The following is a 26,569-nucleotide window of genomic DNA, read 5'->3' as shown; positions in this document are numbered from 1 at the left end:
CCCCTACGCCAGTGCTCGATCTCCTACCGTCACTTTTGACAACGAAAACAAATCGACCCCGAAGATTGCGCCCACCAGGCTGGAGAGCATCAACTTGCGGGGTGTGTTTCGCTTCCCGGTTGACCGCTATGCTGACCAAATCCTGCCTTCGCGGCCAAATGCATCGATAACTGGCACCAATGGATGAAACCGACCACGGTTTGACGCCACGAATCGCAGATTTGAAAGTGAACAGGAAAGTCAATGAAATCAACGATCTACCAACACCACCTCCGCGCCAGTGCTAGCTTTTCGTACCGTCACTTATTGCACTGAAAACGAGGAGACCCCTCATAGAACTGGCTGCCGATCTGCCGGTCAAGCTGGCGCACGCTCCAGCCGCCACGCAGCGCCTCGGTTTCGTAGAACCGGCGGGCATGGTCGTCCTTGAGCACCAGCAGCCGGACATAAGCTGACCACGGCAGAGTGAACACCTGCGCCAGCTCGGCGAGGCTCAATTTCCCAGACACCGTCTGGGATTTCTGGCCGGGCGGCTCGTTTCCCAATTTCCCAGACAGTGTCTGGGAAATCTCGGAAACAGGGTATGCGAGGAAGAACCGCCGCATGTTCTCGAGGTTGTTGACGCCAAAGCCCCGCCCGAACCGCGCGGTCAGGTCGGCGGACAACCGGGCCATCAACTGTTCGCCGTACCCCGCGCGCCGCTTGCCCTGTTGTTCGGCCTCCACGATGCGGCGGCCAATCTCCCAGTAGCTGGCCGTCATCAGCGCATTGACGCTACGCGCTGCTGCCTGGCGCGCGGCATCGAGCAGTTCCACGATGCCGCCGTGGGTGCCGGCGTAGCCGGCAGGTACGGCGGCGGGTGCGGCTCCCACCGCCGCAGGCGTCTTCCTGGTCATGCGACCACCCCCGCAGGCCGCTGCGCCTCGGTGATTGTCTTGCGCCGGTTCGCCATCAACTCGGCGGCCTTGCGCACCGGGTCGTCCTCGGTGTGGACGTAGCGCATGAACATCGCCACGGTCTTGTGCGCCGTCAGCGCCATGCCGACCTTGACAGGGATGCCCGAGTTGGCAATGTCCGTGGCCGAGCGATGGCGGATGCCGTGCGTGCCCACATGGGCCGCGCCCGCCGCCTTGAGGGCGCGGCTCCAGCCCCCGTAGTACTCGCCCGTGGTCAGATGCTTGCCGGGATGGCTTGGGGACGGCAGCACGTAGGGAATGCCTTCCTGCCGTGGCGCCGCCGAGAGCAGCCGATAGGCTTCCTCGCTCATGGGCTTGGACATGCCGCCCGTCTTGCTGTCTGGCCAGACCACGCGGCGGTTGTCCAGGTCCACCCAAGCCCATTGGAGCGTCACGATTTCGGAGCGGCTGCCGGCGAACTCGAACTGCAGGCGAATCGCTAGCGGGATGACGTAGTTCTCCAGGCCCTCGGCCTCGATGTACTCCAGTCGCCGAAACAGCTTGCCCATGTCCTCGTCGCTGATGAGGTGGGTGGCCTTGCCGTTGGGGTACATCGGGACGTGGCGGCAGGGGTTGGTGCCATCGGGCCGATGGCCCACACCTCGGCCAGATTGAGCATCTTGCGCATCACGCTGAAAGCGCGGTTAGCCTCGGCCGGCTTGTGGGCCATCTTCTTCATCGCCGTGGTCACGTCCGGCCGCTTTACGTCCTGAACCTTCAAACGGCCCAGCATCGGAACGATGCAGCGGTCGATGACGGCCTGATACCCACGCAGGGTGCTGGGCTTGCTGCGCTGTTTGGAGTAGTCCTCCATGAACTTGGTGCACAGTTCCTTGACCGTGGGGGCTGAACGGGCGGCGGCCTTGGCCGCGCTGGGGTCGCCGCCCCGGCGTACCTCGGCCAGCCATTCCTGTGCCAGCGAGCGGGCCTGTTCGACCGTCAGTTCCCCGTACAGGCCCAGGGCGGGCTTGCGCCGCTCGCCGGCGTTCGTGCGGTACTGGAGCATGAAGACCTTGTGGCCCGCTGGTGTAATCTTGCACAGGAAGCCGGGCACCAGCGTGTCCCGGAGTTCGACGGCCTGCGCCTGGGGTTGTGCCGCATCGACTGCGGACTTGGTGAGCTTGAGTTTTTCCACGATGACTCCTCGGAAAGACCCGATTCCCAAGAGCCATGTAGGGGCCAGCAGAGGGGAAGCCGGGTCAGGTTTCGGAAAGCACCGGCAATGTTGGACTCGCCTAAGTTATTGATAAACCTGCTGTATCGGGCTTCGGCGTAGTCCAGCGAAGTTCGGTGCTGGAGTCATGGTGAAATGAAAAAAGCCCGCACATGGCGGGCTAAAAATTGTCCCCTTGGAGAGACCTGCTCGGCGCGAACCTTGCGCCGAGCTTGAGCAATTACCGGTTGTAAGCAGTTTCGCCGTGACTGCTGATGTCGAGACCTTGGCGTTCCTGCTCTTCAGTGACACGCAGACCCACCACCATATCGACGATCTTGTAGGCGATGAACGAGACCACGCCAGACCACACGATGGTCAGCAGCACGCTCTTGATCTGGATCCATACTTGAGTACCCATGGCATAGGTGTCAGGTGTCAGACCGCCCGTGCCGCCCAGACCTTGCGAGGCAAATACACCAGTCAAGATGGCACCGATGATGCCGCCTACGCCGTGAACGCCGAAGACATCGAAGGAATCATCCGCACGAAGCATGCGCTTCAGGCCACTCACGCCCCAGAGGCATACGAAGCCAGCGATGGCACCGATCACGATGGCGCCCATAGGGCCAACGAAGCCAGCTGCCGGCGTCACCGCCACCAGACCAGCCACCGCACCGGAGGCTGCGCCGAGCATGGAAGCCATGCCTTTGTGAAGCGCCTCGCCCAGGCACCATGCCAGGGTAGCGGCTGCGGTTGCCAGAACGGTGTTGATGAATGCCAAGCCAGCGTTGGCATTGGCGGCACCAGCGGAGCCAGCGTTGAAGCCGAACCAGCCAACCCACAGAAGCGAGGCACCCACCATGGTGAGCGTGAGCGAATGTGGCGTGAACGCTTCACGTCCGAACCCAAGCCGCTTGCCCAGCATGTAGGCACCTACCAAGCCAGCGATACCGGCGTTGATGTGCACCACGGTACCACCCGCAAAGTCGAGCGCTCCATCCTTGCCCAGCAAACCACCGCCCCAAACCATGTGAGCGATTGGAATGTAGCTGAACGTGAACCACAGCACAGCGAACAACAGCACAGCGCTGAACTTGATGCGCTCGGCAAAAGAGCCGACGATCAGGGCCACGGTGATGGCTGCAAAGGTGCCTTGGAAAGAGATAAACACGTACTCAGGAATGGTGGCCAGCGCACCAAAGGTTTCCTGCGACACGCCCTTGAGGAAGATCTTTTCAAGGCCGCCGAAGAAATTGCCTTCTCCGCTGAACGTCAGGCTGTAGCCATAGATAGCCCACAGCAGGCTGATCAAGGAAAAGATCACGAACACTTGCATCAGAACACTCAGCATGTTCTTGCTGCGAGCCAGGCCGCCATAGAACAACGCGAGGCCTGGAAGGGTCATCAAGATCACCAGCAAGGTAGAGGTCAGCATCCAGGCGGTGTCGCCTGAATCAACTTTCGGCACGACAGCCGCAGGCGCTGCCGCTTCAGCGGGCGCAACTACTGCTGACACCAGGAGAATCTCCACTGCCCGAGCTTCGTCTGGGCTGCCCGCCTTGGCTGTTTCCTCGGGCTTCTTCAGCTCGATGGCAGCTTCTGGCACGCCAGCACCTTTGAGTGCATCACGCACCGCGAAGGCGCGGTTCTTGGCCAACTCCGCATTGGCTGCGGGATCACCAGAGGTGTCGGTGTAGCCCGAAACCAGGAGTTTGGCACCGCTGTTCGCTGCCACGTAGGCTGCAGCGCCCTTGACGGCTTCCTGACCCTGTGGGCCCACGTCAACCGCGCCGGTTTCAAACAGTACCTTGGAGGCGGGGAAATCCGCTGCCATGGCTGGCACGCTCGCGAACAAGGCTAGCGCAAATACGAAAAATGAAAATATGCGTTTCATGATGCTGTCGCTCCAGATAATCACAGCGCGTCGACGCCGGTTTCGCCAGTGCGGATACGCACGACTTGCTCAATGTCGGTGACGAAAATCTTTCCGTCTCCGATTTTTCCGGTGCGCGCCGATGACTCGATGGCTTCGATTGCACGCTCCACGATGGAGGCGTCAACCGCGGCTTCGATCTTCACTTTGGGCAGGAAATCGATGACATATTCAGCACCGCGATACAGCTCGGTGTGGCCCTTCTGGCGGCCGAATCCCTTGACTTCCGTCACGGTGATTCCTTGTACGCCCAGTGACGAGAGCGCCTCTCGCACCTCGTCCAGCTTGAACGGCTTGATGATGGCTGTGATCATTTTCATGATGCTTTTCTCCTTGTGAATGCCGCTGTGAGATCAGAAGGTGTACTTGATGCCCACGACCAACCCAGTGCGGCCAGTGAAGCGGCCAGAAGGCGTGGCGTAGAGCGACTTGCTGGCGTCAGTACCGACAATGGCAGCACTGGCAGTGAAGCCGCTGCCGAGGTCTTTACCTACGGTGAGTGAATAGTCTGTGTAGGAAGCAGCGCCATTGTTCTTAATCCATTGACGGCCCACGTGCGGCGTCAGCGACCAGCCATTGCCGAGATCGAAGGCAGCAGACACGTCGAGGTAGCCGCTGTTCTTGCTGTTATCAAAACCGAACAGGTTAGTCACCGAGTGAGAGTATTTCACTGTGACCATCTCCCACGTCACAGCACCATAGATCTCAGTGGTGTTAGGGCTAACGCCCAGTTTGTTGCTGGGATACATATAGCGCAGCACACCGACGTCGTAGCCGATCGGGCCGGCTGTGCCCTTGTAGCCGCCGTAGACGTCCCACTCAGCCGAGGTATCTCCGCCTGCATCCTTGATCCATTGGATAGAGCTGAGCCAGGTGCCTACATAAAAGCCGCTGGAATGCGCGTAGTCAACGCCGCCGGAAAGTGCGGGGTTAAGCCGGCTTTGCGAAATGCCGCGATAGCGGTAGTCGCTGATCAGACCTACGTTGAAGGACAGCGGGCTGGCTGGTGCGGCTGCGGCAGGTGCGCTCTCAGCGGGCGGCGTAGCGGTCTGCGCCGACGCACTCATAGCTGCTGCCAGCAAAGCCATGCCAGCGATAAGTTGATGCGATTTGTTGAATGCGGTGGTCATGCTTGCTCCATAGGTTGACGGGACTTCGTCATTACCTAAGCAGGGAGCATGCCAATTTCGTTTTAGAGGCAGAACCGGGGATTGAGCGAGCTTGAAACTCGATTTTTGCACCAAAAAAGTGCAGATAGAGTTTGCAGTGCACACCGTTTAGGGGCATTAATTCAGAAACGGTGATTAACCACTCGTTACCTAATGCCCCATAAAGGTGTGGCCCCAAGGGGCCACACGGATACAGCTTGTCGGTCCCAGGTGACCCCTGCGCCACGGAATTTTTCACACTGCGTCAGCTAGGGTTGGGCAACGCACACGCCCAGGCCCAGGCCAACCAATCTCTTCTCAGATTGGATTGACCTTTAAGTTCTTAGTCGATCGTGATTTTGGCGATGCGCACGATCCGCGTGTATTTCTCCACATCCTTCTGAATGTGAGCCACAAACTCGGCGGAGGTATTGCCCACCGGAATGAGGCCCTGCGCCGCAAACGAATTGCGCATGGCCGGCACCTGCAAGGCCCGGACACTCTCCGTGCGTAATTTTTCAATCACGGCCGGTGGGGTGCCCGTGGGCGCAAACAAGCCAAACCAGGCGCTGGCCTCATACCCTTTGACGCCTGCTTCATCCAGCGTGGGGATATCTGGCAACGAGGGCGCACGCGTGGCGCCTGAGGTGGCCAGAGCCTTCAGCTTGCCACCTTTCAGTAGTGGCTGGACCGTGGGGATATTGATGATCATGGCGGCAACGTGGCCGGCTGCCACATCCGTCAGTGCAGGCGTGGCGCCTTTATAGGGCACATGCACCATATCGATATCCGCCATGTTCTTGAACATTTCCGCCGCCAGGTGCGAAAGGCTGCCGTTCCCGGCAGAGGCGATGTTGAGCTTTCCAGGGCGGGCTTTGGCGTAGGCGATGAATTCAGCCACCGTGTTCACAGGAAGCTCGCTGCCCACCACCAAGACGTTTGGCGCGGTCGCAACCAGTACAACCGGTGCGAAATCCTTCTGCGGAGAGTACGTGAGTTTCGTATAAAGCGCAGGCACCACGGCGTGAGAGCTGGCGTTGCCTAGCAGCAGCGTGTAGCCATCTGGTTTTGATTTGGCTGCCCTGTCTGACGCCAGGATACCGCCAGCTCCAGGCCGGTTGTCGACCGTGAAGGGCTGCTTCAGGCTGGTGCTGAGTTCTTGCGCAAGAAGGCGTCCGAGCACATCGGAGCCGTCACCGGGCGGAGAAGGCACCACGAGGGTCACCGCACGGTTGGGATAGTCGGTAGCTTGCGCATGCAGCGCGCCGGTGAACCCGGCGCCGCAAAGCAATGCGGTGGTGAAGATCGCTGCGCGCCGGGTGAAGTCGAATCTCATCATGTCTTACTTCCTTGCTTAAGATTTTCTCGATAGCGGAATATCAATTCAGAATGTCAGCTCAGGCCGAAGAACCGGCGTGCGTTGCCTGCCAGGATATCTTCACGCTGTGAAACTGAAAGAAACTCTGCGTCGGCGACGAGCTGGCCGATCTGCTGTTCGCCGAGCGGAAACGGATAGTCTGACCCCATCATCACGCGTTCCGTGCCCATCACGTCTGTCAGCAAGCGCAGAGCGCGCGGTTCAAACACCGCGCTGTCCACGCTGAACCGGTCCACATAGGACGATGGAATATTGGGGCAATCCTGGCGCACGATGTCACGATGCTTCCAGGCGTTATCCACCCGGCCCAGGACAAAGGCAAAGGCACCCCCACCATGGGCAAAGCACAGCTTCAACGAGCGAGGAATACGCTCAAACGCGCCAGACAAGATCAAGGACAAGATACCGAGCTGTGTTTCCGCCGGCATGGCAACCAGCCAAGGAAGCATCCACTTCTTCATGCGCTCGCCGCCCATCATGTCCCATGGGTGCGCCAGAACGGCGATGTCATTGTTCGCGCAGTGCACCAGGAAATTGACGAGATGGGGATCATCCATATCGCGATCGCCCAGGTGGTTGCCAATCTGCACGCCCACGTGGCCACTGGCCTTGGCGCGGCTGGCTTCAGCACATGCCAGATCAAGATCTTGTAAAGGCACCTGGGCCAACACCTTGAGGCGTGCGGGATTGGCGCTGGCAAACTGCAAGGCATGGTCGTTCATGCGTTGTGCCCAGTCCGCCGCCACTTTAGGCGGCGCGCTGTAGCCAAACATGATGGGCGTGGCGCAGCTGATCTGAATATCCACGCCTTGCTCGTCCATCTCAGCCAGGCGGGCATGTGCATCCCACAGCACTCGGTTCACGGGGCGGAACGCCTTGTCACCGGCCATGATCTGGCCGCGCTCACCATCAGGGTCTATGCGCAGCCACGGACCTGTTTCCGCATTCAATATGGCCGCTTCAGCCTGCGTGAGTTGTGGGAAGTGGTGGGCATGAATATCTATTTTCTCGGGCATCTTCTCGCCTTAAAGTGTGGGGTTCGCCGCATGAAGACTCTGGTGCCAGGTCTTGAAGTCACGCCCGGTATGCTGCTCGCCGCACTGGGGGCAGATACGCTCAGCGTCGCTGGTGGCGTAGAAGGCGTCGTAGACGGGTGGCAGATCTGTCACGATGCTGTTCAGCTGCATTTCGTAGCGCTTGACCACCGTTCCGCAACTCGCGCAGCTCCACTGCAATGCGTCAAATTCTCCCTTGGGGCGTTGACGTTCAATCACCAGGCACAGGCTGCCTGGTTCGGGACGCTGAGGCGAGTGGAGGGTGTGAGGTGCCATCAGGAAGATATCGCCTTCCTTGAGCTCAATCTTGTCATACTGCCCGCGATCCCAGATGAGCAGGTAGGCGTTGCCTTTGAATTGATGGAAATACTCCTCAACCGGATCGTCGTGAAAGTCGGTCCTCTGGTTGGGGCCACCCACCACGGTGACCATGAAGTCGCTGTCTTTCCAGATTTGCTTGTTGTTGACCGGAGGCTTGAGCAAATGGGCGTTGTCGTCCAGCCAGCGCTGGAAGTTGAGAGAGCGGCCGTACTTGTACGTCATGGAATTTCCTCGTGCGGGAAGGGAGGGTTCAGATGGCGGCTGACAAGGGCTTGTAAGCCACAGCCTTGATTTCGATCAGCAGGTGCGGGTGGGGCAACTGGTGCACCGCCACCGTCGTACGGGTAGGTCCGCTCTCGTCGAAAAACTCGGCATAGACTGCGTTGTAGCCGCCAAAATCGTTCATGTTCACCAGGTAGGCGCTAATTTCCACCAAGTCGGAAAGGCTGGCGCCGGCGCTGGTCAGGATGTCGCCAATGTTCTGGATGACGGCGCGGGTCTGCACACGGATGTCTAGCGCGGTGGTGCCCATTTCGTCCACCTGCACCCCCGCGAAACTGTTGTCAGGCAGGCGGGAGCTGGTACCTGAGACGAAGATGAAGTCGCCCGCGCGTTTGTAGTGCGGGAATCGTCCGCGCGGTTTTGCTTTGCCTGGAACGACCTGGCCATGGGTAGCTTGATTCATGATGCAGCTCCGGTAAAGAATTCGACCCTGTCCAGGCCATTGATATCGCAGCGAATATGGGAACCGGGCGTCAGCGCATGCGCCGCGGTGGCAGCACCGGCCATGACCAGCGAGCCTGCCGGCAGAGTGCGCTCGCATGCACTCAGCAATCTTGATGCTTGCACCAGCGTGCGCAGTGGGTGGCCCAAGATGGCAGCGGTAGAGCCTGACAACACCAGACGCCCATTGACCGTGACGCCCACGCCCGCATTGCCCAAGCCGTCAAACCGGCGTGACCAGGGACCAACCACCAAGCCTGCGGAGGAGCAGTTGTCGGCCACCACGTCTTCCAGGGTGAACTTGAAGTTGCGGTAGCGCGAGTCAATGATTTCCAGCGCGGGGGCTACAGCCTCCACGTAATCAGCAGCCTCCAGCGCCGTGATAGGTCGGTCTATGGTGCGGCGAGTGAGAAAGCACACCTCTGGCTCCACCCTGGGGTGGATGTAGCGAGCTAGGTCGACGAAGCCGCCTTCTTCCTCGATCATGGTCTCCGTCAGCCATCCCCAGATCAGGCTGTCTACGCCCATCTGGATCATCTTGGCGCGGCTGGTAAACCCCAGCTTGATGCCTCTGATGCCATCGCCACGTGCCACACGCCGCTGAATCGATGCCCGTTGAATGCGGTAGGCGTCGGCAAGGTCAAAACTGCCCGGGGCAAACTGATCCACAGCCTGAGCGTTGAAGGCCGCATCGTCCAGCAATGCGGCGGCGTTGGTGATGATGTTCCCGCTCATGCTGCAGTTCCTTCTGTTCCTTGCTTGCGTGCCTTGAGCATGTCCAGCGCCACATCCACGATCATGTCTTCCTGTCCGCCCACCATACGGCGGCGCCCCAGTTCGCAAAGAATGTCGAAGGCCGGAATGCCGTACTTCTCTGCAGCCGCTTCACTGTGTCTCAGGAAGCTGGAGTACACCCCCGCATACCCCAGTGCCAGCGTTTCACGGTCTACCCGCACAGGACGTTCTTGCAGGGGACGCACAATGTCTTCGGCTGCGTCGATCAGCTTTTTCACATCGCAACCGTGGTTCAGCCCCATGCGATCCACAGCGGCTATGAAAACCTCCAGCGGAGCGTTGCCTGCGCCTGCGCCCATGCCAGTGAGACTGGCATCAATGCGATCGCAGCCGTGCTCCAGTGCCACCAGACTGTTGGCAACGCCCAGACTCAGGTTATGGTGGGCATGCATGCCGGTCTCGGTCGTGGACTTCAGCACATCCTTGAAGGCCTTGAAGCGGTCGGCGATCTCATACATATTCATCGCCCCACCGGAGTCCACCACGTACACGCACTGGGCGCCGTAGCTTTCCATCAGCTTGGCCTGTTCAGCCAAGCCCTGTGGCGTGTTCATGTGGCTCATCATGAGAAAACCCGTGGCGTTCATGCCGAGCTTGCGGGCGTACTCGATGTGCTGCCGCGAGATGTCGGCTTCAGTGCAATGGGTCGCGACACGTACGATGCGAGCGCCCGCATCATACGCGGCGTGCAAGTCATGAATGGTGCCAATACCGGGCAGCAGCAAAGTGGCTACTTGTGCATGCTTGAGCACACCGGCCACGGCCTCAATCCACTCGAGGTCTGTGTGGGCTCCAAAACCATAGTTGAAACTGGATCCTCGCAGACCATCGCCATGGGCCACCTCGATGCTGTCGACCTTCGCCTCGTCCAGCGCGCGGGCAATGTCCACCGCGTTCTGCAAGGAATACTGGTGACGGATGGCGTGCATGCCATCGCGCAGCGTCACGTCTGAAACGTAAATCTTCTTGCTTTTGTCAAACATAGGGAATCCTCAGACCGTGGCATTCAGGGCGGCGAGCATGCGGACAGCTTGCTGCTCCGCTGCGGCCAGTGCGGCGCTGGTCATGATGTCCAGGTTGCCGGCATACGCGGGAAGGTAGTGCGCTGCGCCTTCCACTTCCAGAAAGATGCTGACCTTCAAGCCCGGCAACAGGCCTAAGCCAGGGACGTTAAGAGGGTTGCGTGCGTCAAAGCGCTCGAACTGCACCTCTTGCTTCAAGCGATAGCCCGGCACATAAGCCGCGACATCCTGCGCCATGCGCTGCACTGAATCGGCAATCGCCTCCTGATCAGCGTTCACATCCGCAAAGCAGTACACGGTGTCGCGCATGATCAAAGGAGGCTCAGCGGGATTGAGCACGATGATGGCCTTTCCGCTTTGGGCGCCGCCCACGTCCACGATGGCTTTGGAGGTGGTCTCAGTGAACTCGTCGATGTTGGCACGGGTGCCTGGGCCAGCTGATTTGCTGGCGATCGAGGCCACGATTTCGGCGTAATGCACCTTCGCTACCCGGGAAACCGCGCGCACCATGGGAATAGTGGCCTGGCCACCGCACGTCACCATGTTGATGTTCGGTGCATCCAGATGGTCTTCAAGGTTCACCACAGGCACCACATAAGGACCGATGGCAGCCGGCGTCAGGTCGATGACCTTGATTCCGTGCGGCTGAAGCAGGGCGTTATGCCGTGAGTGGGCGCCCGCGCTGGTGGCATCGAATGCGATACGGATCTCAGAAAACCCTGGCAGCGCCAGCAAGCCTTGTATGCCATCGGAGACAGCAGGTACGCCCATTCGAGCGGCGCGTGCCAGGCCTTCGGATTGGGCATCAATGCCCACCATGGCCCCCATGCTCAGGTGCCGCGCGTTGCGCAGCACCTTGATCATCAGATCGGTGCCGATGTTGCCCGAGCCAATGATGGCAACAGGGATTTTTTTGTCAGATGTATTCACGTTGATAACTCGCTTTGCTAGCCTCAGACGGCGGGGCTGAACATGGCGTCCACCGAGCCCAGGCCTTCGATGTGTGCGCTGAAAACATCCCCGGGCTGGGCCACCACCATGGGCCCAAGGGCGCCGGTCATGACCACGTCGCCCGCGCGCAATGGCGCACCCAGTGCGGCCATCGTGTTGGCCAACCAGACTGCAGCGTTGAGCGGATTCCCAAGGCAGGCAGCGCCGATGCCGGTGGACACCGGATCCCCGCGCCGCTCCATGGACATACCGCAGCGGATCAGATCGAAATCGGACAGCTTCACAGGCCGGGAACCCAGAACAAACAAGCCCGACGACGCGTTGTCAGCCACCGTGTCGGTCAGACGGATGTCCCAGTTGGCGATGCGGCTGCCCACAACCTCAATGGCAGGCAGGGCATACGCCGTGGCCGAGATGATGTCAGCCACGGTATGGCGTGTATGAGGCAGATCACGCTCCAGTACCAGCGCGATCTCGGCCTCCACCTTGGGTTGCATGAGCCGATGGGAAGCGATTTCCTCGCCATGGCCTACCGCCATGCTGGCAAAGAGTGCACCGAAATCGGGAGAGTCCACGCCAAGCTGCTTTTGCACAGCCAGAGAGGTCAGACCAATTTTTCGCCCCACCAGACGCTCACCTGCGGCCAGGCGGCGCTGAGTGTTGGTGGTCTGCACTGCATAGGCGGCTGCCAGCGCGTCGGCGGCCGTACTACCGGACGCTGCGGCGGCTATTGCCTCGCGCAGAGGGGCCACGGGTGTGCCGGTCTGCTCGGCCTGCCACAGGGCGTCGGCAATCTGTTGGATGCTTAGTGTCATGTCTCTTATGCTTTGGCGGACGGGGTTTTATAGAACGAGAACTCAATCTCTACGGCGGCACCCAGCGGCAAGGCCTGGACCCCCAGGGAAGTGCGAGCAGGCGCTGGAACCCCTGCCAGTATGGCTTCCCAGATAGCGTTGATCTCCGGGAACGCGGCGAAATCAGTGGTGTAGATTCTGGCAAGCACCATGTCTTGCAGGCTCAGGCCGTAGTCAGGCAGCGCGAGCAGCAAGTTGTCGAAGATGCGCTGTGTTTGCGCTGCAGTCCCTCCAGCCACCAGCTGCCCCGTGGCAGGGTCCAGCCCCACCATGCCAGATACGCTGTAATGCGCACCCGCTTGCACGCAAGGGGTGTAATGGAACTTGGGCGCCGGGATGGCCGATGAGCTGAAGCGTTTCATGAAAGGCGGATGCAAATATTGCTAATTTCTGAGTAGAAGTCCAGCGAATGCCGCCCGCCTTCGCGGCCCAGGCCCGACAGCTTGGCTCCCCCAAACGGAGTGCGCAGATCGCGCAGGAACCAGGTGTTCACCCAGGCGATCCCAACGCGGAACTGGCGTGAAACGTTGTGGGCACGCTTCAGATTAGTGGTCCAGACGCAGGCAGCCAAGCCATAGGGGCTGTCGTTGACACGAGCAATCACTTCCTCTTCTGTGTCGAACGGGGCAATGTGGCACACCGGGCCAAAGACCTCCTCACGCACGCAACGAGCCGTGTCCGGCAAGCCCGTCCAGATGGTGGGCTGCACGAAAGCGCCGTTGTCGCGTTCGTCGCCAAACTGAGGGACGCCGCCGCCAGTCACCACCGTGGCACCTTCCTCGACCGCGAGCTTGAAATACGACAGCACCTTGTCGCGGTGTCCATGGGAGATGAGCGAGCCCATGTTCACCCCACTCTCATCCGGAAAGCCGATCTTCAGCGCCTCAGTCTTTTCCTTCAGGGCAGCGACGAAGCGGTCAAAAATCGGGCGCTCCACGTAGACACGCTCAGAGCAGAGACAAACCTGGCCTGAGTTGGTGAACGATGAGCGGATCACGCCTGCGACGGCTTCATCAAAATCCGCATCCGCGAACACCACGGCGGCGTTCTTGCCACCCAGCTCGAAAGACACCTCACGCACGCCCTCCGCCGCAGCCTTCATGATGGTGCTGCCCGTGCGGGATTCACCCGTGAAAGTGATGGCATCCAGCTCAGGGTGACGCGTCAGGAATTCGCCAGCCGAATCCGGGCCAAAGCCATGCAGCAGATTGAACACACCAGGCGGAACGCCAGCTTCGTGCATTACTTCTGCCAGCAAGGTAGCAGATGAAGGCGTCTCTTCCGAAGGCTTGACCACCACCGTATTGCCGCATGCCAGCGCTGGCGCCACCTTCCACGTGAGCAGCAGCAGCGGAAGATTCCACGGCGAGATGATGCCGACCACCCCGTGCGGCTTGCGCACGGTGTAGTTCATGATGTCCTGGCCATCGGCGGTGCGCATGTCGAAGGTTTCTCCGCCCGCCAGCCGAACGAGATCCGCGAAGGTCCGGAAATTGGCAACACCCCGATAAACGTCCAGAGTGCGGGCCTGCGCTACAGGGCGCCCGGTGTCGGCCACCTCTGCTGCCACGAAATCCTCAAAGCGGCGCTCAATGCCATCGGCCACTTTATGCAGCACAGCAGCTCGCTCTGCCGGAGACATGCTGCCCCAAGGACCGTTTAGAGCTTTGCGTGCCGCCTGAACTGCGCGGTCCACCAAGCCAGCATCTGCCTCGTGAACATCGGCCAGCTTGACGCCGTTGATCGGGCAGATATTAGGGAAGGTTTTAGCCGTCGTGGCGAAAGCGCCGTCCACGTAGTTGCGCGTGGGCGATAGAGAGGCAGGCCAAGGAACAAGGTGCGGCAAGGTGGGGCTCCCGAAAAGTCCATCGATAGGGTGAACGCATCAAAGCGTCTTCTGCGACTGGACTTTAGGGAGAAAACACCGGCTTGGATAATGAAAGAGCCGGCTGTATGTATAACTAGCAGGAATAGTTTCCTAGGCTTGCACCTCTGCTCGCACTCCTATCGGCGGATGGCAACGAAATTTGCTGCACCGCAGCAACCGCAACAAGTACAACCAAACAATCTCAGCTGACCGTGCTCGGGCTGTTTTCAATCAGCTGCAACCGCACGCTTTCACCCACTTCGTGCAGCGTCTGCAGCAGCCGTTGCGTGGCGGCCGTGGGCGTGCGTGCAGCGTATAAGGTGTAGCCCACCTTGCCGAAACTGCTGACCAATTGCAGCGGCAGGATGCTGATGAGGCCGGAACGCACGAATTGCTCTGCCACTGCATGCGGCATGAGCGCCACCATGGACGATTCCAGCAAAAGACCCAAGTTGGTCAGAACGGACACCGACTCCACCAGGCGCTTGGGAACCGTGAGCCCAGCAGACTCGAAGAACGACTGCGCTGAACGCCAGGCAGCAGATTCCGGGGTGGGAACAATCCAACCCAGACCTTCGAGCTGATGGGCGTCGATAGTGGTGCTGCTGGCCAGGGGGTGGTGGCGTGCGACCACCGCGCACAGTGTCTCGTCATACAAGGGAACGTGGGTCAGATTGGCCAGCGGAGGTTCCGCACTATCACCCGGTAAAAGCCCCACCACCACATCCACCACGCCACGCGCGAGCTCTGGAAAGAGCACATCGTTGGAGCCCACACGCACAGTCACCACCACGTTGGGTGCTGTTTCGTGCAGGAGCACCACTGCGCGGGGCAGCAATCGGGCCGATGCTGAAAGCAGCACACCCACCACCACCTGCCCAGAAACGCCGTTGCTCCACGCATTCACGTCATCTGCCAGGAAACGCAAATCGGCCAGCAGCGACTGCGCATGGCGCTGCAGCATCACCCCAAACTCCGTGAGCTTCACGCCCCGCTTTCCCCTGGTGAAAACCAACTGCCCGAACTGACTTTCCAGTTCGTGGATCGATTTGCTCACTGCAGGCTGGGTCATGTGCAGCTCACGCGAAGCGGCAAGGATGGACCCGGTCTCCACCACCTTTTCGAAGATGGCCAGTTGCTGCAGCTTGAGTCGGCGCGCCAGGGAGAGCTTGGAGTGTTCCATGGAGCAACGATAGCGCATCGCAAAGGATGGGCGAATCCGTGCCGGTGGTCTGAGAAGGGCCCTTGATTTTCCTCTTCGCGCGCAGGGACCAAAAATCTAGGGCGTCGTGGGTAGTGCGTTGATGGAACGCAGAACACCGCGCGTAATGCTCTGACGCTTCGCCAGATCACCAAGCCGGTTAGGGGTGTCTATGTTCAAAGCGAAGAAGACAGGGCCATCGGGCCACTCCACCCAGCCTACCCACCAGCCAATTTTCCCCGTCCACCCCGTTTTGGCGCGCAATATCCAGTCAGCGCCCGCTTCACTGATCATCACGTCCTTCACGATCCGCTGGTGCTCAACTTGAAAGGGTAGTTGATTGCGGTAGAGCCGCTGCAAAAACGCAATCTGCTCGAACGATGAAATGGCGAGATCGCCTTCAACCCAAAATGGCTTTTCACCTGTAACAACCGCATTGCCATACCCCACCTTTTGCATGTAGGCGGTCTCGCTTGCATCGCCGAGTTCTTTCGCGAAACGCTCATACACCCAGACGGTGGAATTTCTCATCGCGGAACGCAGGTTCTGGTCTGCGTTCCAAGGCGCCGAAGAGCGTTTCACCCCGTCCCAGGGGATAACCTGGAATTCATCGCGCAGCAGCCCGGCATCCAGCGCAAAAAGGCTGTGAGGGATCTTGAAAGTAGAGGCGGGCGAATAACGCTTCTCAGCCCGCAACACGTTATAGACGTGGGTAGTTTCGGACTTACCCCGGGCGTCGAGTACGACGACGCTGCCTACGGCACCGGCCTCAGCAAAAAAACGAGACCACTCAGCCTTCTCCTGGCGCTGCTGGGCAACCACCGCCGCTGGTAAAAAGCCGGCGGCAATGGCCGACACCACTAAATTTCTTCGATTCATATCGATAGTTTAAAGAGAGCTGGAGGCGCCTTCTTTCGCTCTGCAACCCGGTCGAGGCAATTTCAGACCCGGTATTTTCTATATGAACGGAAGAGCTCCACCGATGCGACGCACATCGTCTGCGTACACACTGTCGAAGTGCTCAAGCAACATCGCTTCCCCATCCGACTTGCGCAATGCATAGAAAGCAGGGATGGCGGCGAGCGCTGCCCTCCCAGCTGAAAGCACCGCTTAGTGTCAGGTCGTTGCTGACTAGAGCGTGTTCACGCCCTAACCCAACCGGGGTGGCGAAATGGCCGCCCGGCCGTTGCCCAGCACCGCATCAAGCATCTCCAGGCGGTCCTGGCCCCAGAAGGGCTCATCACGGTAGAAATAAAACGGTGCGCCGAAGAGCTGGCGATCCACCGCTTCGCGGGTGAGTGCAGCTTCGCGCTCAGACAAAGCTGCACCACCATCGCCCGTGGCGCGGCGCAGCAGGGCTGGGCCGTCAAGCCCGCTAGCCGCCGCCAACTGCACCAGCGTGGTTGGATCTGCGATGTCCAACTCATCGGCCCAAACGGCTTTCAAACACAGGTGCACGAAACTCGCCACGTCGCGCCCCTCATCCAGCGCGGCCAGCAGCATCCGGTGACCCAGGGATGGGTCGGCAGGATAGTGGCGGGGGTGCAGCACCAGTTCAATGCCACGGATCTGAGCCCAGCGCTGCATCTCCACCAGGCGGTAAGCCTGGCGCTGGAGCGGGCGCTCACGCACTGGCTTGCCACCGCCCGCCGCGAACACCTGCAGCAGATTGATCGGTTTGTATTCGACCTGAACGCCACGGCGCTTTACCAGGTCCTGAAACACCAGGCTCCCCACATAAGACCAGAGCGAGATGAAGCTGAAGTAGTAGTCGATACGGGGAGCGGTGGTGTTCATGGTGTAACTGTGCCGATGTAGGCCTCAAGAATGGCCGGATCCGATGCGATGGTGGCGGCGCTGCCGTGGCTGACGGTTCGGCCCTGGTCGACGATGTAGACCTCATCGGCCATCTCCAGCGCAATGCCTACGTCTTGCTCCACCACCAGCAGGCAGGTGCCGTCAGAACGCACCTGCGCGAGCGTTTCGATGAGCTGGTCGACGACAGCGGGTGCGAGGCCTAGCGACAGCTCGTCGATCATGAGCAGCCGGGGCGCAGCCATCAAACCACGGGCAATAGCGCACATCTGCTGCTCACCGCCAGACATGGTGGTGGCGTCCTGCCGGCGCCGTTGCGCCAAGCGCGGGAACAGTGCGTACATGCGCTCAAGGTCGGCCTGAACGGCGCCACGCCCGTCCCGGCGGCAGTAAGCACCAAGCATCAGGTTGTCGTGCACCGTGAGCCCGGCGAACAGGCGCCGGCCTTCGGGTACGTGGGCAATGCGGTGCGCCACGAAGTCCGGTGGCGCCGCACCCGCAAGTTCGTGGCCGTCCATGAGGATGCTGCCCGATAGCGGAGTGATCAGACCTGAAAGGGTGCGCAGAAGAGTGCTCTTGCCGGCGCCGTTCGAGCCGATCAGCGCGGTGGTGGTGCCCGTGTGCAAGCGCAAGTCTGCGCCCCACACCACTTGCACGTCTCCGTAGCCAGCCTGCAGTCCGCGAACTTCGAGAAGAGTCGATTTCATTGTGCTTGCTCCGCCAGTCGCTGTGCGTAACGGCGGCCCAAGTAGGCTTCGACCACCGCCTCGTCGGCCAGCACTTCTGCCACCGGGCCGTCAGCCAGCAAGCGGCCGTGGTGCAACACCACCAAGCGCTGCGCTGTACGGGTGACCACCTTCATCAGGTGCTCAATCAGCAACACGGTAATGCCGCGAGCAGCGATGGCGGCGATCAGCTCCAGTGCATGGTCGATCTCCGCTGGGTTCAGCCCGGCATTGACCTCGTCGAGCAGCAGCACTTTAGGCCGCAGCGCCAGGCTCTTGGCCAGTTCCAGCCGCTTGCGGCCGGCAAGTGTCAACGTCGCCGCCGGCTTGTGCGACTGGCTGGCGAGGCCGCAGAATTCGAGTTGTTCCGCGGCCGCTTCGCGCGCCCGTGCAATGGTTCCCGCACCACCCGCGAACAGTGCTGCGGCAGTGACGTTTTCCAGCACCGTCATGGCCGGAAAGGGCTGAACCACCTGAAAAGTCCTGGCGATGCCCAGCCGGGCAATCTGGTCGGGCCGCTGGCGGGTGATTTCACGGTCGCCGAACAGCACCGCACCGGCGTCGGCGCGATGCACGCCAGTCATCACGTTGACCAGCGTGGTCTTGCCCGCGCCGTTAGGCCCAATCACCCCGATGATCTCGCCCGCCTTCAGACTCAGGCTCACATCATCAAGCGCCAGCAGCCCCCTGAAACGCTTGCTGACACCGCGGACCTCCAACAGCGCTGTCATGGCGCCCGCCTCGCCCATCGCAGCAGGCGCGGCCAACTGACACCGCGAACTTGGCCAAGCCCCTGCGGCAGAAACAACACCAACAGCACCACCATGAGGCCGAGTACACCCGCGTGGAATTCGAGGATGTTGCGCCAAAGCAGCTCCTCAAGACCCAAGTAGGCCAGCGTTCCAAACAACGGGCCCCAGAGCGTGCCCACGCCACCGAGCAACACCATCAGGATCGGCTTGACAGACAGTGCGCCATCGAACACGTCGGTGGGATCGATGTAGGTCACCCACGAGGCATAGACCCCACCGGCGCAACCCACGAATACGCTGGAGAGTACAAATGCCGCGGTCTTGGCCCGCCGGGTATCGACTCCCAGGATCTGCGCAGCATCCTCATTCTGTGCAATGCAGCGCAAGGCCATGCCCAGGCGCGATTGGTGAAGCCATAGCGTGACAGCGATGGTGGTCGCGGCGATCAGTAGCATGGCTGCCAAGTAGATCTGCGCCTGCCCGAATGTGCTGCCACCAACCAGTGGCAGGTTGATGCCCATGCCGCCGCCCGTGACAGCGGTCCAGGAATTGGTGAGCTGACGCAACACCTCGGCTATCACCAGGCTCGCGATAGCGAAGTACCTCCCGCGCAAATGCAAGATGGCCAAGCCCAGCAGGCTGGAGAAAGCTGATGCCACCAGACCAGCCAACACCACTGCCCAAGCCAACGAGAGGCCCTGACTCTGCGCTACTGCCGTGACATAGGCACCCAGGCCAAAGAACGCTGCGGTAGCGAAGGAGGGATAGCCCGCAAAACCTCCGATCACATTCCACGAGAAGGCCAGCGTGACGTACATGCCGAAGGTGGTGGCCAACCGGAGCAGGTAGGCATCGGTCTGGCTCAGCAGCGCGAATGCCAGGGCCGCTCCTGCGAATGGAAGCCACAGCTGCGTCCTCATGCGAAACCTCTGCGACCCAGCAATCCGGAAGGCCGCACCGCCAGCAACAGAACCAGCACCGCGAAAGCAAGGGTCAGGGCGTGCTCCGGCCCCAGGAACCAGGCACCAAAACTCTCGATGATGCCCAGCGCGAATCCGCCCAACACGGCGCCGGGAATACTGCCCAGCCCACCCAGCACACAAATGACAAAGGCCTTCCCCAGGTAGTCTGCCGACGCTACCGGAGAAATCGGGAAAATAGCGCTTAGCAATGCCCCGGCGCTTCCAGCCATGAAGGCACCCAGGCCAAAGGCGATGGCATAGGTACGCCGTACCGGGATGCCCAGCAGGGCTGCCGCCTCCCTATCCATACGGACAGCGACAATGGCCCGGCCCAACTGCGTGAACCGCATCAGCGCCGCCAATGCACCAATCAGCACCAGGCCGACCAGCGTGGCATAGACACGGTCAGCCGGCACCACCAGCGAGCCCAACTCGAAAACCCCGGGGCTAGGGTCAAGGATGACCTTGCGGTAGTTCGCGCTGAACAACCAGAGCATCGAGTTGTCCAGGAAAAGATTCAACCCGAAAGTCAGCAACAGGGTGATCAGAAACGGCCGCGCCATGACGTGGTTGATCACGAGCGATTGGATCGAAACGCCCAATATGAAAAGCGCCAGGCCAGCCACCGGCGCAAACAGGAAGGGATTTACCCCCGCATACTGGTTGGCAAAAAAGGCGAGGTAACCGCCGAGGATGATGAAAGAGCCGTGCAGAATATTGACCACATTCAACACCCCCCACACCACCGAGAAGCCCACCGCGATGCAGGCATAGAGCCCGCCCACGGCCAAGCCGTTAAGCAATATCTGAAGCCACAACATAGCTGGTTCCGGTACCGGCGGCGCCTCAATGGCGCTGCCGGTGCGCCCTGTCAGCGGCGCTGTCCGGTGCGAAACGGCGCGGTGGAGATTTCCGCAGGAAACACCACTTCCACCTTACCGTTCTGGATCTGCAGAACCGGCGGCACATAGGAATCAGCAATACCGATCTTTGAGAAAGTGATCGGGCCGAAGAAGGTCTTGAAGCCACCCTTTTGCAGCTCTGCACGCACCTTGCCATGATCGGTCGAGCCCGCGCGTTCGATAGCAGTCTGCAGCACGACGCCGACGGCAGCACCAGAAGCCTGCGTGAAGTCAGGCTCGGAACCGTACTTCTGCTTGAACAATTCAACAAAATTCCTGGACGAGCCGAATACGTCCTCGCTCTGGTACTTCACAACCGGATGGAACCAACTCGCGGTGGTGACGTTTTCAGCCAGCGGGCCCACCGCCTTGATCCACTCCTGATAGGCCGGGCCATTGATCAGTGTGAACACTTCGCCGCCCACCTTCAGATCCGAGGCCTGCTTGCGGATGGTGATCAGGTCGTTGATGTAGCCAGTGACGATCACCCAATCCGGCTTGGCAGCACGCAACTGAGTCAAGGCCGAGGCATGGTCAAGCGTGCCGATGGCGTATTTTTCAAAGTACACCACTTCAAAGCCGCGTTTGCGTGCGCTTTTCTCGAACTCGTTGGCCAGCGACAGCGGATAAAGATCGTTGCGGGCCAGGATGGCGACGCGCTTTGCGTTCGGCAGCTTGGTTTTCACAAGTTCAGCAATCGGCTCGCTGAACGTGCTGTTGTCCGTATAAATGCCGAAGATGTTTTTGTAGCCTTGGTCAAACACTTCCACCGAAGAAGCGGAAGACGCCAGCATCGGCACGCCGTATTTTTCAGAAACCGCACTCACCGCCTTGGCGGCGCCCGAGCCGAATGGCGAAAACAGAAAATCAACCTTGTCATCGGTGATCAGTTTTTCAGCCAGCTGTATGGCGCGCGGGGTTTGTGACTGGTAATCGTAATAACGAATATCCACCTTGAGCCGGCTATTGCCCACCTTGACACCGCCAGCCGCATTGACCTTTTCCTGCCAGAGCTCATAGCCCTGCTTGAGTTTGGCACCTTCGGGTGCGAGCGCTCCGGTAATGGGCAAAGGCGCCCCAATGGTGAGCTTGTCCTGCGCCAAGCTAGCTGTGACACTGACCGCCATCAAAAGGCCAAAGAGCGATTTTCTTAATTGGATTTTCATAGATTACCTAAGTCAATCTTGAATCTATCCCCTTGAAATCAATCGAACAAATAGGAAATGCGCATAAGGTTATTTGCTTTGAAATGCCATCTCCACCGTCAGCCCCATGCCAAGTTCATGTGGCTCGATGCACGCGCTTGTAGTGCTGACTTCCAGCTCAAAGCGCCCTGGCAATCAACGCCATTCGTCCAATACCTTCCTCTACACTCGGCCAATGGACGCCTTACCCACCCCCATGTCAGAGTCCCAGTTTTGGGAACTTGTGACGCAGATAGATCACCCTCTCCTGTTGTCCGGGCAAGACACCGAAAGTCTGCGTCCATTGCAGATAGCGCTAAGCGGTTTACCTCCCGACGAAATCATGGCCTTTGCGCTGCGATTAGCTGACCGATTGGGAGTGCTTCTCAACGCCTCGCGCGCAAGACAAGGGCCATTCGGTGATGACGCCCTGCTGTATGCCGCCTGCCACTCCATTGCACGTGGGCAAGCCTGGTTCGAGGCGTCACGGCATTGGCCAGGAATATTCGACCAACAAGGTGCGGATTCGGAGATGGCTTGGTGCGAGGCCCTGCTGTATGTGGGGCGCAAAGCGTGGAGTAGGGCGACGGGGCTTACGGAAGATGATTTTCCAGTTTGGACACTCGAAGAAGGTTTAAACCCCTTCGTGACCAAGCTACCTACGGCACAGCGCCTCGCTGAAGACCATTCCCGCGCCGCCGCTACTTGGCTCAGCCCCTTCACTGTCTATGCTCACTTCGAGCAACATCCAGGCCTTGAACGCACCGTGGAGCCTGATGCGCATGTCCCCGTCACGCTTGCCGAAGTTATGGCTGACTATTTCTGGTGCTTGCTGGATCTAGGCGACTATCTTGGCTTCATTGATGAGGATGGAAACAGCTTTCAGATCTTGTACGACGCCAGCAAAAATCTATATTGGGCTGAAGTCCCCAACGAAGCGGAGCGCATTTCCTACGGACAAGAATTTTCGAGGGAAGCCATCTTGGCTCTTCTTCACCAATTGCCCAAGCGCTTCAGTCCGACCATGTTCGAATCCCCACAGGCGCTGGCGTGGGATGAGTAGCGGTCAAAGACGAACCTGAGAGTTCGAGCGCCCGCCTCTTTTCAAGTACCTAGTCGGATCTGATCAACATCACATCCAGCGCGCGCACGCAGCGCCGCCCCTCCACGGGCTATGTCAAGAAAACCCCGGAGAGGGCGATCCTCCGAAAGCCTGAGAAATCTTTGCCGCTGCGGAGACTAATTGAGCAGCCATGTCGGGCCTTGCCGGAGCGGGCAAAAAGTGGATGGAGCCCACAATCGCCAATGAGCCGAACAATTGATTGCCGTTGCGAAAAAGAGGCGCGGCCAACGCATTGACCCCCATGAAAAGCTCTTCGGGCGCTTCGGCCCAACCCTTCTGGCGAATGTCTTCGAACTCTTCACGCAAAGTGTCCGCATCCAAGATGGTGTGCGGTGTGCAGCCTTCCAATGGGCGGCCGAGCGCGTGAGCGGTGTTCTGCTGATCGCCGAAGGCCAGAATGACTTTGCCCTGCGCAGAGGCATGCAGCATGTATTCCGTACCCGGCCTCAGGAAGATCTCCAGTGGAGTGCGCCCTCGTACCAGGTCAAGCACCACAACATGCTTTTCGTTGTATGTCGTGATGACAATGGTGTGCCCGACCAGATCACGAAGCTCTTGCATCACAGGTCGGGCCATGGCGACGACGTCGAAGCTCTTGACTAGCTTTTGCCCCAATAGGAACAGTCGCCAGCCAATCCGGTAGCGGCTGGTTTTTTCAGACTGCGTGACATAGCCGTCTTTGCGCAGCGCGGTCAGGTGCCGATGCACCCTAGCCTTGGGAATGCCTAGCACCGCCGCCAGTTGTGTCACACCCATTTCCTCTTCCGCGTCCGCCAATGCCTCCATGAGAGCCAGAGACACCAACGAGGTCGAGGCGCTGGCTTCTGAATCAGCCCCTGCGAGATCTTCGGCCATAGGATGAACCGCTTCGACACGGGCCTCGCTTTGAGCTGTAACGGACTTGGGGGAGCGGGGCATCATATTTTTGAGCAAGGGGTGTGCAATTATCTAATGGATAAAGCGCTCCCCAAACACGTGGTACTGCTGCGTCTTGGCCTTGGCGGCGTCTTCCGGCAACACATAGCGAATCGAGCTGCGGCCACGACAACTGCGCGGTAGCAAGAAGCAACGGATGAAGGTGGTGGGCGAGCTCGGCGTCGTAGGAGCAAGCACCGGCGCGTGGCCCAGCTCGAACCAGGCCTGGCCGACGGGATGCGTGTGTTCGGCCCCAAGGGTATCGATCGTGATCTCTCCCGACAACACGCACCGAATGCCCGGGCCCTGGTGCACGTGTGTCAGCGCCACGCCACCAGGCGGGAAGTCTACGCGGTCGCAACGCATGAGCCAATCCGTGCGCGAGTCCAACTCCACAACCTGCTCCAACTTGAGGGTGGAAGTTGTGCCTGGCGCTGAGCGGAGCTCAACCGGCAGCGGCTGCTGGGGGTCATGGAGTTCCCAGCGCCAAGTACGGACCGCTTCGCTACCGGCGAGCAGCGTGGCTTCACTATCGCCAAGCCACGCCGTCTGGGATGGAACGTGCTGTGCTCCCTCCGGAAACTCCACCGTGATACCGCCTTCGACGATGTAGAGCGCGCGGCTTGCTCTGGGCAGATAGATCGGCGCGTGGCCGGCGGGAATGCGATCTTCAACCAACCTCATCAGCAATTGACTCATGGAGACTCCTTAGAAAGTAAAAGTATCGCTGATCGATACACATAGATCTAGTAATGGTTTTTCCTAATGGATATCAGCAAAATTCTGTCAAACTCGCATCATTGATGATTATTCATGTATCGATCATCGAGACATTTTAATAATGAACGGAGATTCGGATGAAGACCACGCGTAGACAAGTTCTGGGGTTTGGAGCCGCTGTCGCCACCTTGGCCAGCAGTTCAGCCCTTTGGGCGCAAACGCTTTCGCAAAAGCCTGTCACGTTGATCGTGGGCTTCCCGCCGGGCGGGAATATCGACACGGTGGCGCGCAGCCTGTCGATCCCGTTGGCCAAGCTCCTTGGCACTACCGTTTTGGTCGACTACAAGGCCGGCGCAGGCGGCGCCATCGGGGCCACGCATGTGTCCAAATCTGCACCTGACGGACATACGCTGCTCGTCGGCATCCCAGAGCAGGTGACCACTCTGCCCCACATGTTCAAGACGAGCTACAAGCTCAGCAACTTTCAGCCATTAAGTCTGGCCAGCCGCACTTCGCTGGTCATGGTCGCGCGCAAGGCAGATACCCGGTTCAAGACCTACGAAGACGTGGTGGCCTATGCAAAAGCCAAGCCCGGTGCGCTCAACGTGGGGCATGCCGGACCAGGCACAACGAATCACCTGGGCATCCTTCAATTCGAGGATGCCACGAAGCTCAAGCTCAACACCATCGCCTACAAAGGTGCTGCGCCAGCCATCGTCGACTTGATTGGTGGCCAGGTGGACGTCGTCTTCGACCAGGTGACGACCTCCATGCCGCACATCAAGGCCGGTGCGCTTCAGCCCTTGGCGGTCATGGGAACCAGGCCAGACCCCGCGCTGCCAGGCGTGCCCACGATCCGCCAGCTAGGTTTGAAGGAATTTGACAGCACCACCTATGTAGGAGTGCTCGCGCCAGCAGGCACACCGGCGCCCTTGGTCGCGCTGCTCACCAAGGCCATACAGCAAGCCTTGACCGACGAGAAGATGGGTGCAACGTTGCGCGACCTGGGCAGCAGTGTCTATGGAGGAGAGGCTGATGAGTTCAACCGCATTCTCCGCACGGGAGATGCATTGGCCGCCACGATGGTTCAAGAGGCTCGCCTTCGCAGCGAATGATTTCGCGGGCGGGCTTCCAGCGGTAGCGGGTCTTGAGGTGTCCAAACTGGCGTTTGATAACCCGAAATGAGTGTTCGACCTTGGCGCGGATGGTGGCTTTGATCTTCTCGAGATTGTCGATCAAAACATCCTTGGCGTTTGCTTTGTCTAGCGCTCGGAGCTTGCCCGGGCGCATAGCAATGTGCCAAGTCAGCCCAGCATTTGCGTCTGCTCTTTTGCCTGGTATCCCGCATCGCCAAAGGCATCCGTCTCCTTGCTATGCAGCAGTGTAGTGGCCCACCACATCACTGACGTTGCCACTGGTGCCTCTGACGGTGTGCACTAGCCCTGAGTCTGCAGTCATGCCAATATGGCACTTCATGCCGGAATAGTACTGTTGGCCCTTCTTGCTCTGGCACATCTCGGGGTCTCGCTGGCCGTCTTTGTTCTTGGTTGAACTCGGCGCGGCGATCAGCGTGGCGTCTACCGCTGTGCCTTCGCGCAGTAACAAACCCTTGCTTTGCAACATTTCGTTGACTACAGACAGCATCTTCTCGGCCAGTTTGTAGCGCTCCAGTCGGTGGCGAAACCGCGGAATCGTGCTCTCTTCGGGCAGCCGAGTTTGACCATCAAGACCAGCGAACTGGCGGTACAGCGGTACATCGAACAGCGCCTCTTCCATCGCTTGGTCCGACAAGTTGAACCACTGCTGGATGAAGTGCAGCCTCCGCATGCTCTGCAGTGCAAACGGAGGGCGGCCAGTGCGACCTTCGCCGTAGTAAGGCGCGATCAACTCCTCTAGCGCCGTCCAGGCCACTACCTGCTCCATCTCCTGCAGGAACAACCGCTTGCGCGTCTTCTTCCTGCTTAAATCCAGATCAAGGCCCGATTGCTTCATGGACAGGGAGCATGCCTGAGAAAAATGACGCAGAGCACACAGTCGTGGGAGTTTTGCAGGATGTCCTTGGGCGTGACAAGAAATTCTTGAAGCTTTTGTTGAGCCTGTTGATAATCAGA

The 26,569-nt window shown here is 59.7% G+C and carries 26 protein-coding genes and 3 pseudogenes; 3 read left to right on the top strand and 26 right to left on the bottom strand.

Annotation, left to right across the window (positions count from 1 at the left end; translation table 11 throughout):
• Nucleotides 1–187, top strand: a 187-nt coding sequence (locus G518_RS40645) for a hypothetical protein (RefSeq protein ID WP_028602972.1), incomplete at its 5' end; no start/stop codon positions are given.
• A 142-nt stretch (nt 188–329) separates the two neighbouring features.
• On the opposite strand, the pseudogene G518_RS35075 reads toward G518_RS40645, so the two are convergent.
• The 23 genes and pseudogenes from G518_RS35075 to G518_RS0113235 all read right to left on the bottom strand — a co-directional run.
• Nucleotides 330–896: pseudogene (locus tag G518_RS35075) on the bottom strand (DUF1016 N-terminal domain-containing protein); the annotation flags it as partial.
• Nucleotides 893–2,091: pseudogene (locus tag G518_RS35070) on the bottom strand (tyrosine-type recombinase/integrase). The pseudogenes G518_RS35070 and G518_RS35075, both read right to left, overlap by 4 nt.
• A 259-nt stretch (nt 2,092–2,350) precedes the next feature.
• A complete protein-coding gene (amt, locus tag G518_RS0113335) occupies nt 2,351–4,006 on the bottom strand; it encodes an ammonium transporter (RefSeq protein ID WP_156909381.1) in 1,656 nt (551 codons plus the stop codon).
• Between the two features lie 20 nt (nt 4,007–4,026).
• The gene (locus G518_RS0113330) at nt 4,027–4,365 is read right to left on the bottom strand and encodes a P-II family nitrogen regulator (protein ID WP_028602970.1); all 339 of its coding nucleotides are present in this window, start codon (nt 4,363–4,365) and stop codon (nt 4,027–4,029) included.
• Between the two features lie 33 nt (nt 4,366–4,398).
• The gene (locus tag G518_RS0113325; RefSeq protein ID WP_051236590.1) at nt 4,399–5,175 is read right to left on the bottom strand and encodes a TorF family putative porin; all 777 of its coding nucleotides are present in this window, start codon (nt 5,173–5,175) and stop codon (nt 4,399–4,401) included.
• A gap of 361 nt (nt 5,176–5,536) precedes the next feature.
• The gene (locus tag G518_RS0113320) at nt 5,537–6,532 is read right to left on the bottom strand and encodes a Bug family tripartite tricarboxylate transporter substrate binding protein (protein WP_051236588.1); all 996 of its coding nucleotides are present in this window, start codon (nt 6,530–6,532) and stop codon (nt 5,537–5,539) included.
• Nucleotides 6,533–6,585: 53 nt separating this feature from the next.
• On the bottom strand, nt 6,586–7,587 hold the full coding sequence (locus tag G518_RS0113315; protein ID WP_028602967.1) for an amidohydrolase family protein: 1,002 nt from the start codon (nt 7,585–7,587) through the stop codon (nt 6,586–6,588).
• A gap of 9 nt (nt 7,588–7,596) precedes the next feature.
• Nucleotides 7,597–8,169 (bottom strand): 3-hydroxyanthranilate 3,4-dioxygenase, encoded by a 573-nt coding sequence (gene nbaC / locus G518_RS0113310; RefSeq protein WP_028602966.1) that lies wholly within the window; start codon nt 8,167–8,169, stop codon nt 7,597–7,599.
• Between the two features lie 28 nt (nt 8,170–8,197).
• A complete protein-coding gene (locus G518_RS0113305; protein WP_028602965.1) occupies nt 8,198–8,632 on the bottom strand; it encodes a RidA family protein in 435 nt (144 codons plus the stop codon).
• The gene (locus G518_RS0113300; RefSeq protein ID WP_028602964.1) at nt 8,629–9,405 is read right to left on the bottom strand and encodes a 2-keto-4-pentenoate hydratase; all 777 of its coding nucleotides are present in this window, start codon (nt 9,403–9,405) and stop codon (nt 8,629–8,631) included. Before G518_RS0113300 ends, G518_RS0113305 begins: the two co-directional genes overlap by 4 nt.
• The gene (gene dmpG, locus G518_RS0113295) at nt 9,402–10,448 is read right to left on the bottom strand and encodes a 4-hydroxy-2-oxovalerate aldolase (protein WP_028602963.1); all 1,047 of its coding nucleotides are present in this window, start codon (nt 10,446–10,448) and stop codon (nt 9,402–9,404) included. The genes G518_RS0113300 and dmpG overlap by 4 nt, the downstream gene beginning before the upstream one ends.
• A 9-nt stretch (nt 10,449–10,457) precedes the next feature.
• Nucleotides 10,458–11,423, bottom strand: a complete 966-nt coding sequence (locus G518_RS0113290) for an acetaldehyde dehydrogenase (acetylating) (RefSeq protein ID WP_028602962.1) — start codon at nt 11,421–11,423, stop codon at nt 10,458–10,460.
• Nucleotides 11,424–11,440: 17 nt separating this feature from the next.
• The gene (gene mhpD / locus G518_RS0113285; protein ID WP_028602961.1) at nt 11,441–12,253 is read right to left on the bottom strand and encodes a 2-keto-4-pentenoate hydratase; all 813 of its coding nucleotides are present in this window, start codon (nt 12,251–12,253) and stop codon (nt 11,441–11,443) included.
• 5 nt (nt 12,254–12,258) lie between these two features.
• Nucleotides 12,259–12,654: a RidA family protein gene (locus tag G518_RS0113280; protein ID WP_028602960.1), complete on the bottom strand. Its 396-nt coding sequence runs from the start codon at nt 12,652–12,654 to the stop codon at nt 12,259–12,261.
• Nucleotides 12,651–14,138 carry a 2-hydroxymuconic semialdehyde dehydrogenase gene (locus G518_RS0113275; RefSeq protein WP_028602959.1) on the bottom strand — a complete coding sequence of 496 codons (1,488 nt, stop codon included), beginning with the start codon at nt 14,136–14,138 and terminating at the stop codon, nt 12,651–12,653. The genes G518_RS0113280 and G518_RS0113275 overlap by 4 nt, the downstream gene beginning before the upstream one ends.
• A gap of 223 nt (nt 14,139–14,361) precedes the next feature.
• Nucleotides 14,362–15,342, bottom strand: coding sequence for a LysR substrate-binding domain-containing protein (locus G518_RS35065; protein WP_036594612.1), 981 nt, complete (start codon nt 15,340–15,342; stop codon nt 14,362–14,364).
• Nucleotides 15,343–15,438: 96 nt separating this feature from the next.
• Complete coding sequence (blaOXA, locus tag G518_RS0113265; RefSeq protein WP_156909380.1) at nt 15,439–16,239, bottom strand: class D beta-lactamase; 801 nt, start codon at nt 16,237–16,239, stop codon at nt 15,439–15,441.
• 270 nt (nt 16,240–16,509) lie between these two features.
• On the bottom strand, nt 16,510–17,157 hold the full coding sequence (locus tag G518_RS35060; protein WP_036594517.1) for a 2-hydroxychromene-2-carboxylate isomerase: 648 nt from the start codon (nt 17,155–17,157) through the stop codon (nt 16,510–16,512).
• The gene (locus tag G518_RS0113255) at nt 17,154–17,882 is read right to left on the bottom strand and encodes an ABC transporter ATP-binding protein (protein ID WP_028602957.1); all 729 of its coding nucleotides are present in this window, start codon (nt 17,880–17,882) and stop codon (nt 17,154–17,156) included. Before G518_RS0113255 ends, G518_RS35060 begins: the two co-directional genes overlap by 4 nt.
• Nucleotides 17,879–18,631 (bottom strand): ABC transporter ATP-binding protein, encoded by a 753-nt coding sequence (locus tag G518_RS0113250; protein ID WP_028602956.1) that lies wholly within the window; start codon nt 18,629–18,631, stop codon nt 17,879–17,881. The genes G518_RS0113255 and G518_RS0113250 overlap by 4 nt, the downstream gene beginning before the upstream one ends.
• Nucleotides 18,628–19,572, bottom strand: coding sequence for a branched-chain amino acid ABC transporter permease (locus tag G518_RS0113245; protein WP_036594514.1), 945 nt, complete (start codon nt 19,570–19,572; stop codon nt 18,628–18,630). The genes G518_RS0113250 and G518_RS0113245 overlap by 4 nt, the downstream gene beginning before the upstream one ends.
• Nucleotides 19,569–20,435 carry a branched-chain amino acid ABC transporter permease gene (locus G518_RS0113240; protein WP_028602954.1) on the bottom strand — a complete coding sequence of 289 codons (867 nt, stop codon included), beginning with the start codon at nt 20,433–20,435 and terminating at the stop codon, nt 19,569–19,571. Before G518_RS0113240 ends, G518_RS0113245 begins: the two co-directional genes overlap by 4 nt.
• A 50-nt stretch (nt 20,436–20,485) precedes the next feature.
• Entirely contained in the window at nt 20,486–21,643 is a 1,158-nt protein-coding gene (locus G518_RS0113235; RefSeq protein WP_245597966.1) for an amino acid ABC transporter substrate-binding protein, read from the bottom strand.
• Nucleotides 21,644–21,896: 253 nt separating this feature from the next.
• Between G518_RS0113235 and G518_RS0113230 the strand changes: the two genes are divergently transcribed.
• Nucleotides 21,897–22,763 (top strand): DUF4240 domain-containing protein, encoded by an 867-nt coding sequence (locus tag G518_RS0113230; protein ID WP_028602952.1) that lies wholly within the window; start codon nt 21,897–21,899, stop codon nt 22,761–22,763.
• 114 nt (nt 22,764–22,877) lie between these two features.
• On the opposite strand, the gene G518_RS0113225 is transcribed toward G518_RS0113230, so the two are convergent.
• Both G518_RS0113225 and G518_RS0113220 read right to left on the bottom strand, forming a co-directional pair.
• The gene (locus G518_RS0113225) at nt 22,878–23,744 is read right to left on the bottom strand and encodes an IclR family transcriptional regulator (protein WP_084651776.1); all 867 of its coding nucleotides are present in this window, start codon (nt 23,742–23,744) and stop codon (nt 22,878–22,880) included.
• Between the two features lie 27 nt (nt 23,745–23,771).
• Nucleotides 23,772–24,437, bottom strand: coding sequence for a cupin domain-containing protein (locus G518_RS0113220; protein ID WP_028602950.1), 666 nt, complete (start codon nt 24,435–24,437; stop codon nt 23,772–23,774).
• 158 nt (nt 24,438–24,595) lie between these two features.
• On the opposite strand from G518_RS0113220, the gene G518_RS0113215 reads away from it, so the two are divergent.
• Nucleotides 24,596–25,573 carry a Bug family tripartite tricarboxylate transporter substrate binding protein gene (locus tag G518_RS0113215; RefSeq protein WP_051236584.1) on the top strand — a complete coding sequence of 326 codons (978 nt, stop codon included), beginning with the start codon at nt 24,596–24,598 and terminating at the stop codon, nt 25,571–25,573.
• Here G518_RS0113215 and G518_RS35055 read toward each other — a convergent pair.
• Nucleotides 25,500–26,450 (bottom strand): annotated as a pseudogene (locus G518_RS35055) (IS5 family transposase). The gene G518_RS0113215 and the pseudogene G518_RS35055 sit on opposite strands and share 74 nt — an antisense overlap.
• Nucleotides 26,451–26,569 lie beyond the last annotated feature (119 nt).

It is taken from the genome of Ottowia thiooxydans DSM 14619, assembly GCF_000422885.1.
GTDB classification, from domain to species: Bacteria; Pseudomonadota; Gammaproteobacteria; order Burkholderiales; family Burkholderiaceae_C; genus Ottowia; species Ottowia thiooxydans.
The sequence above is the reverse complement of the archived record's forward strand: the minus strand, read 5'-3'. Positions and strand labels throughout refer to the sequence as shown.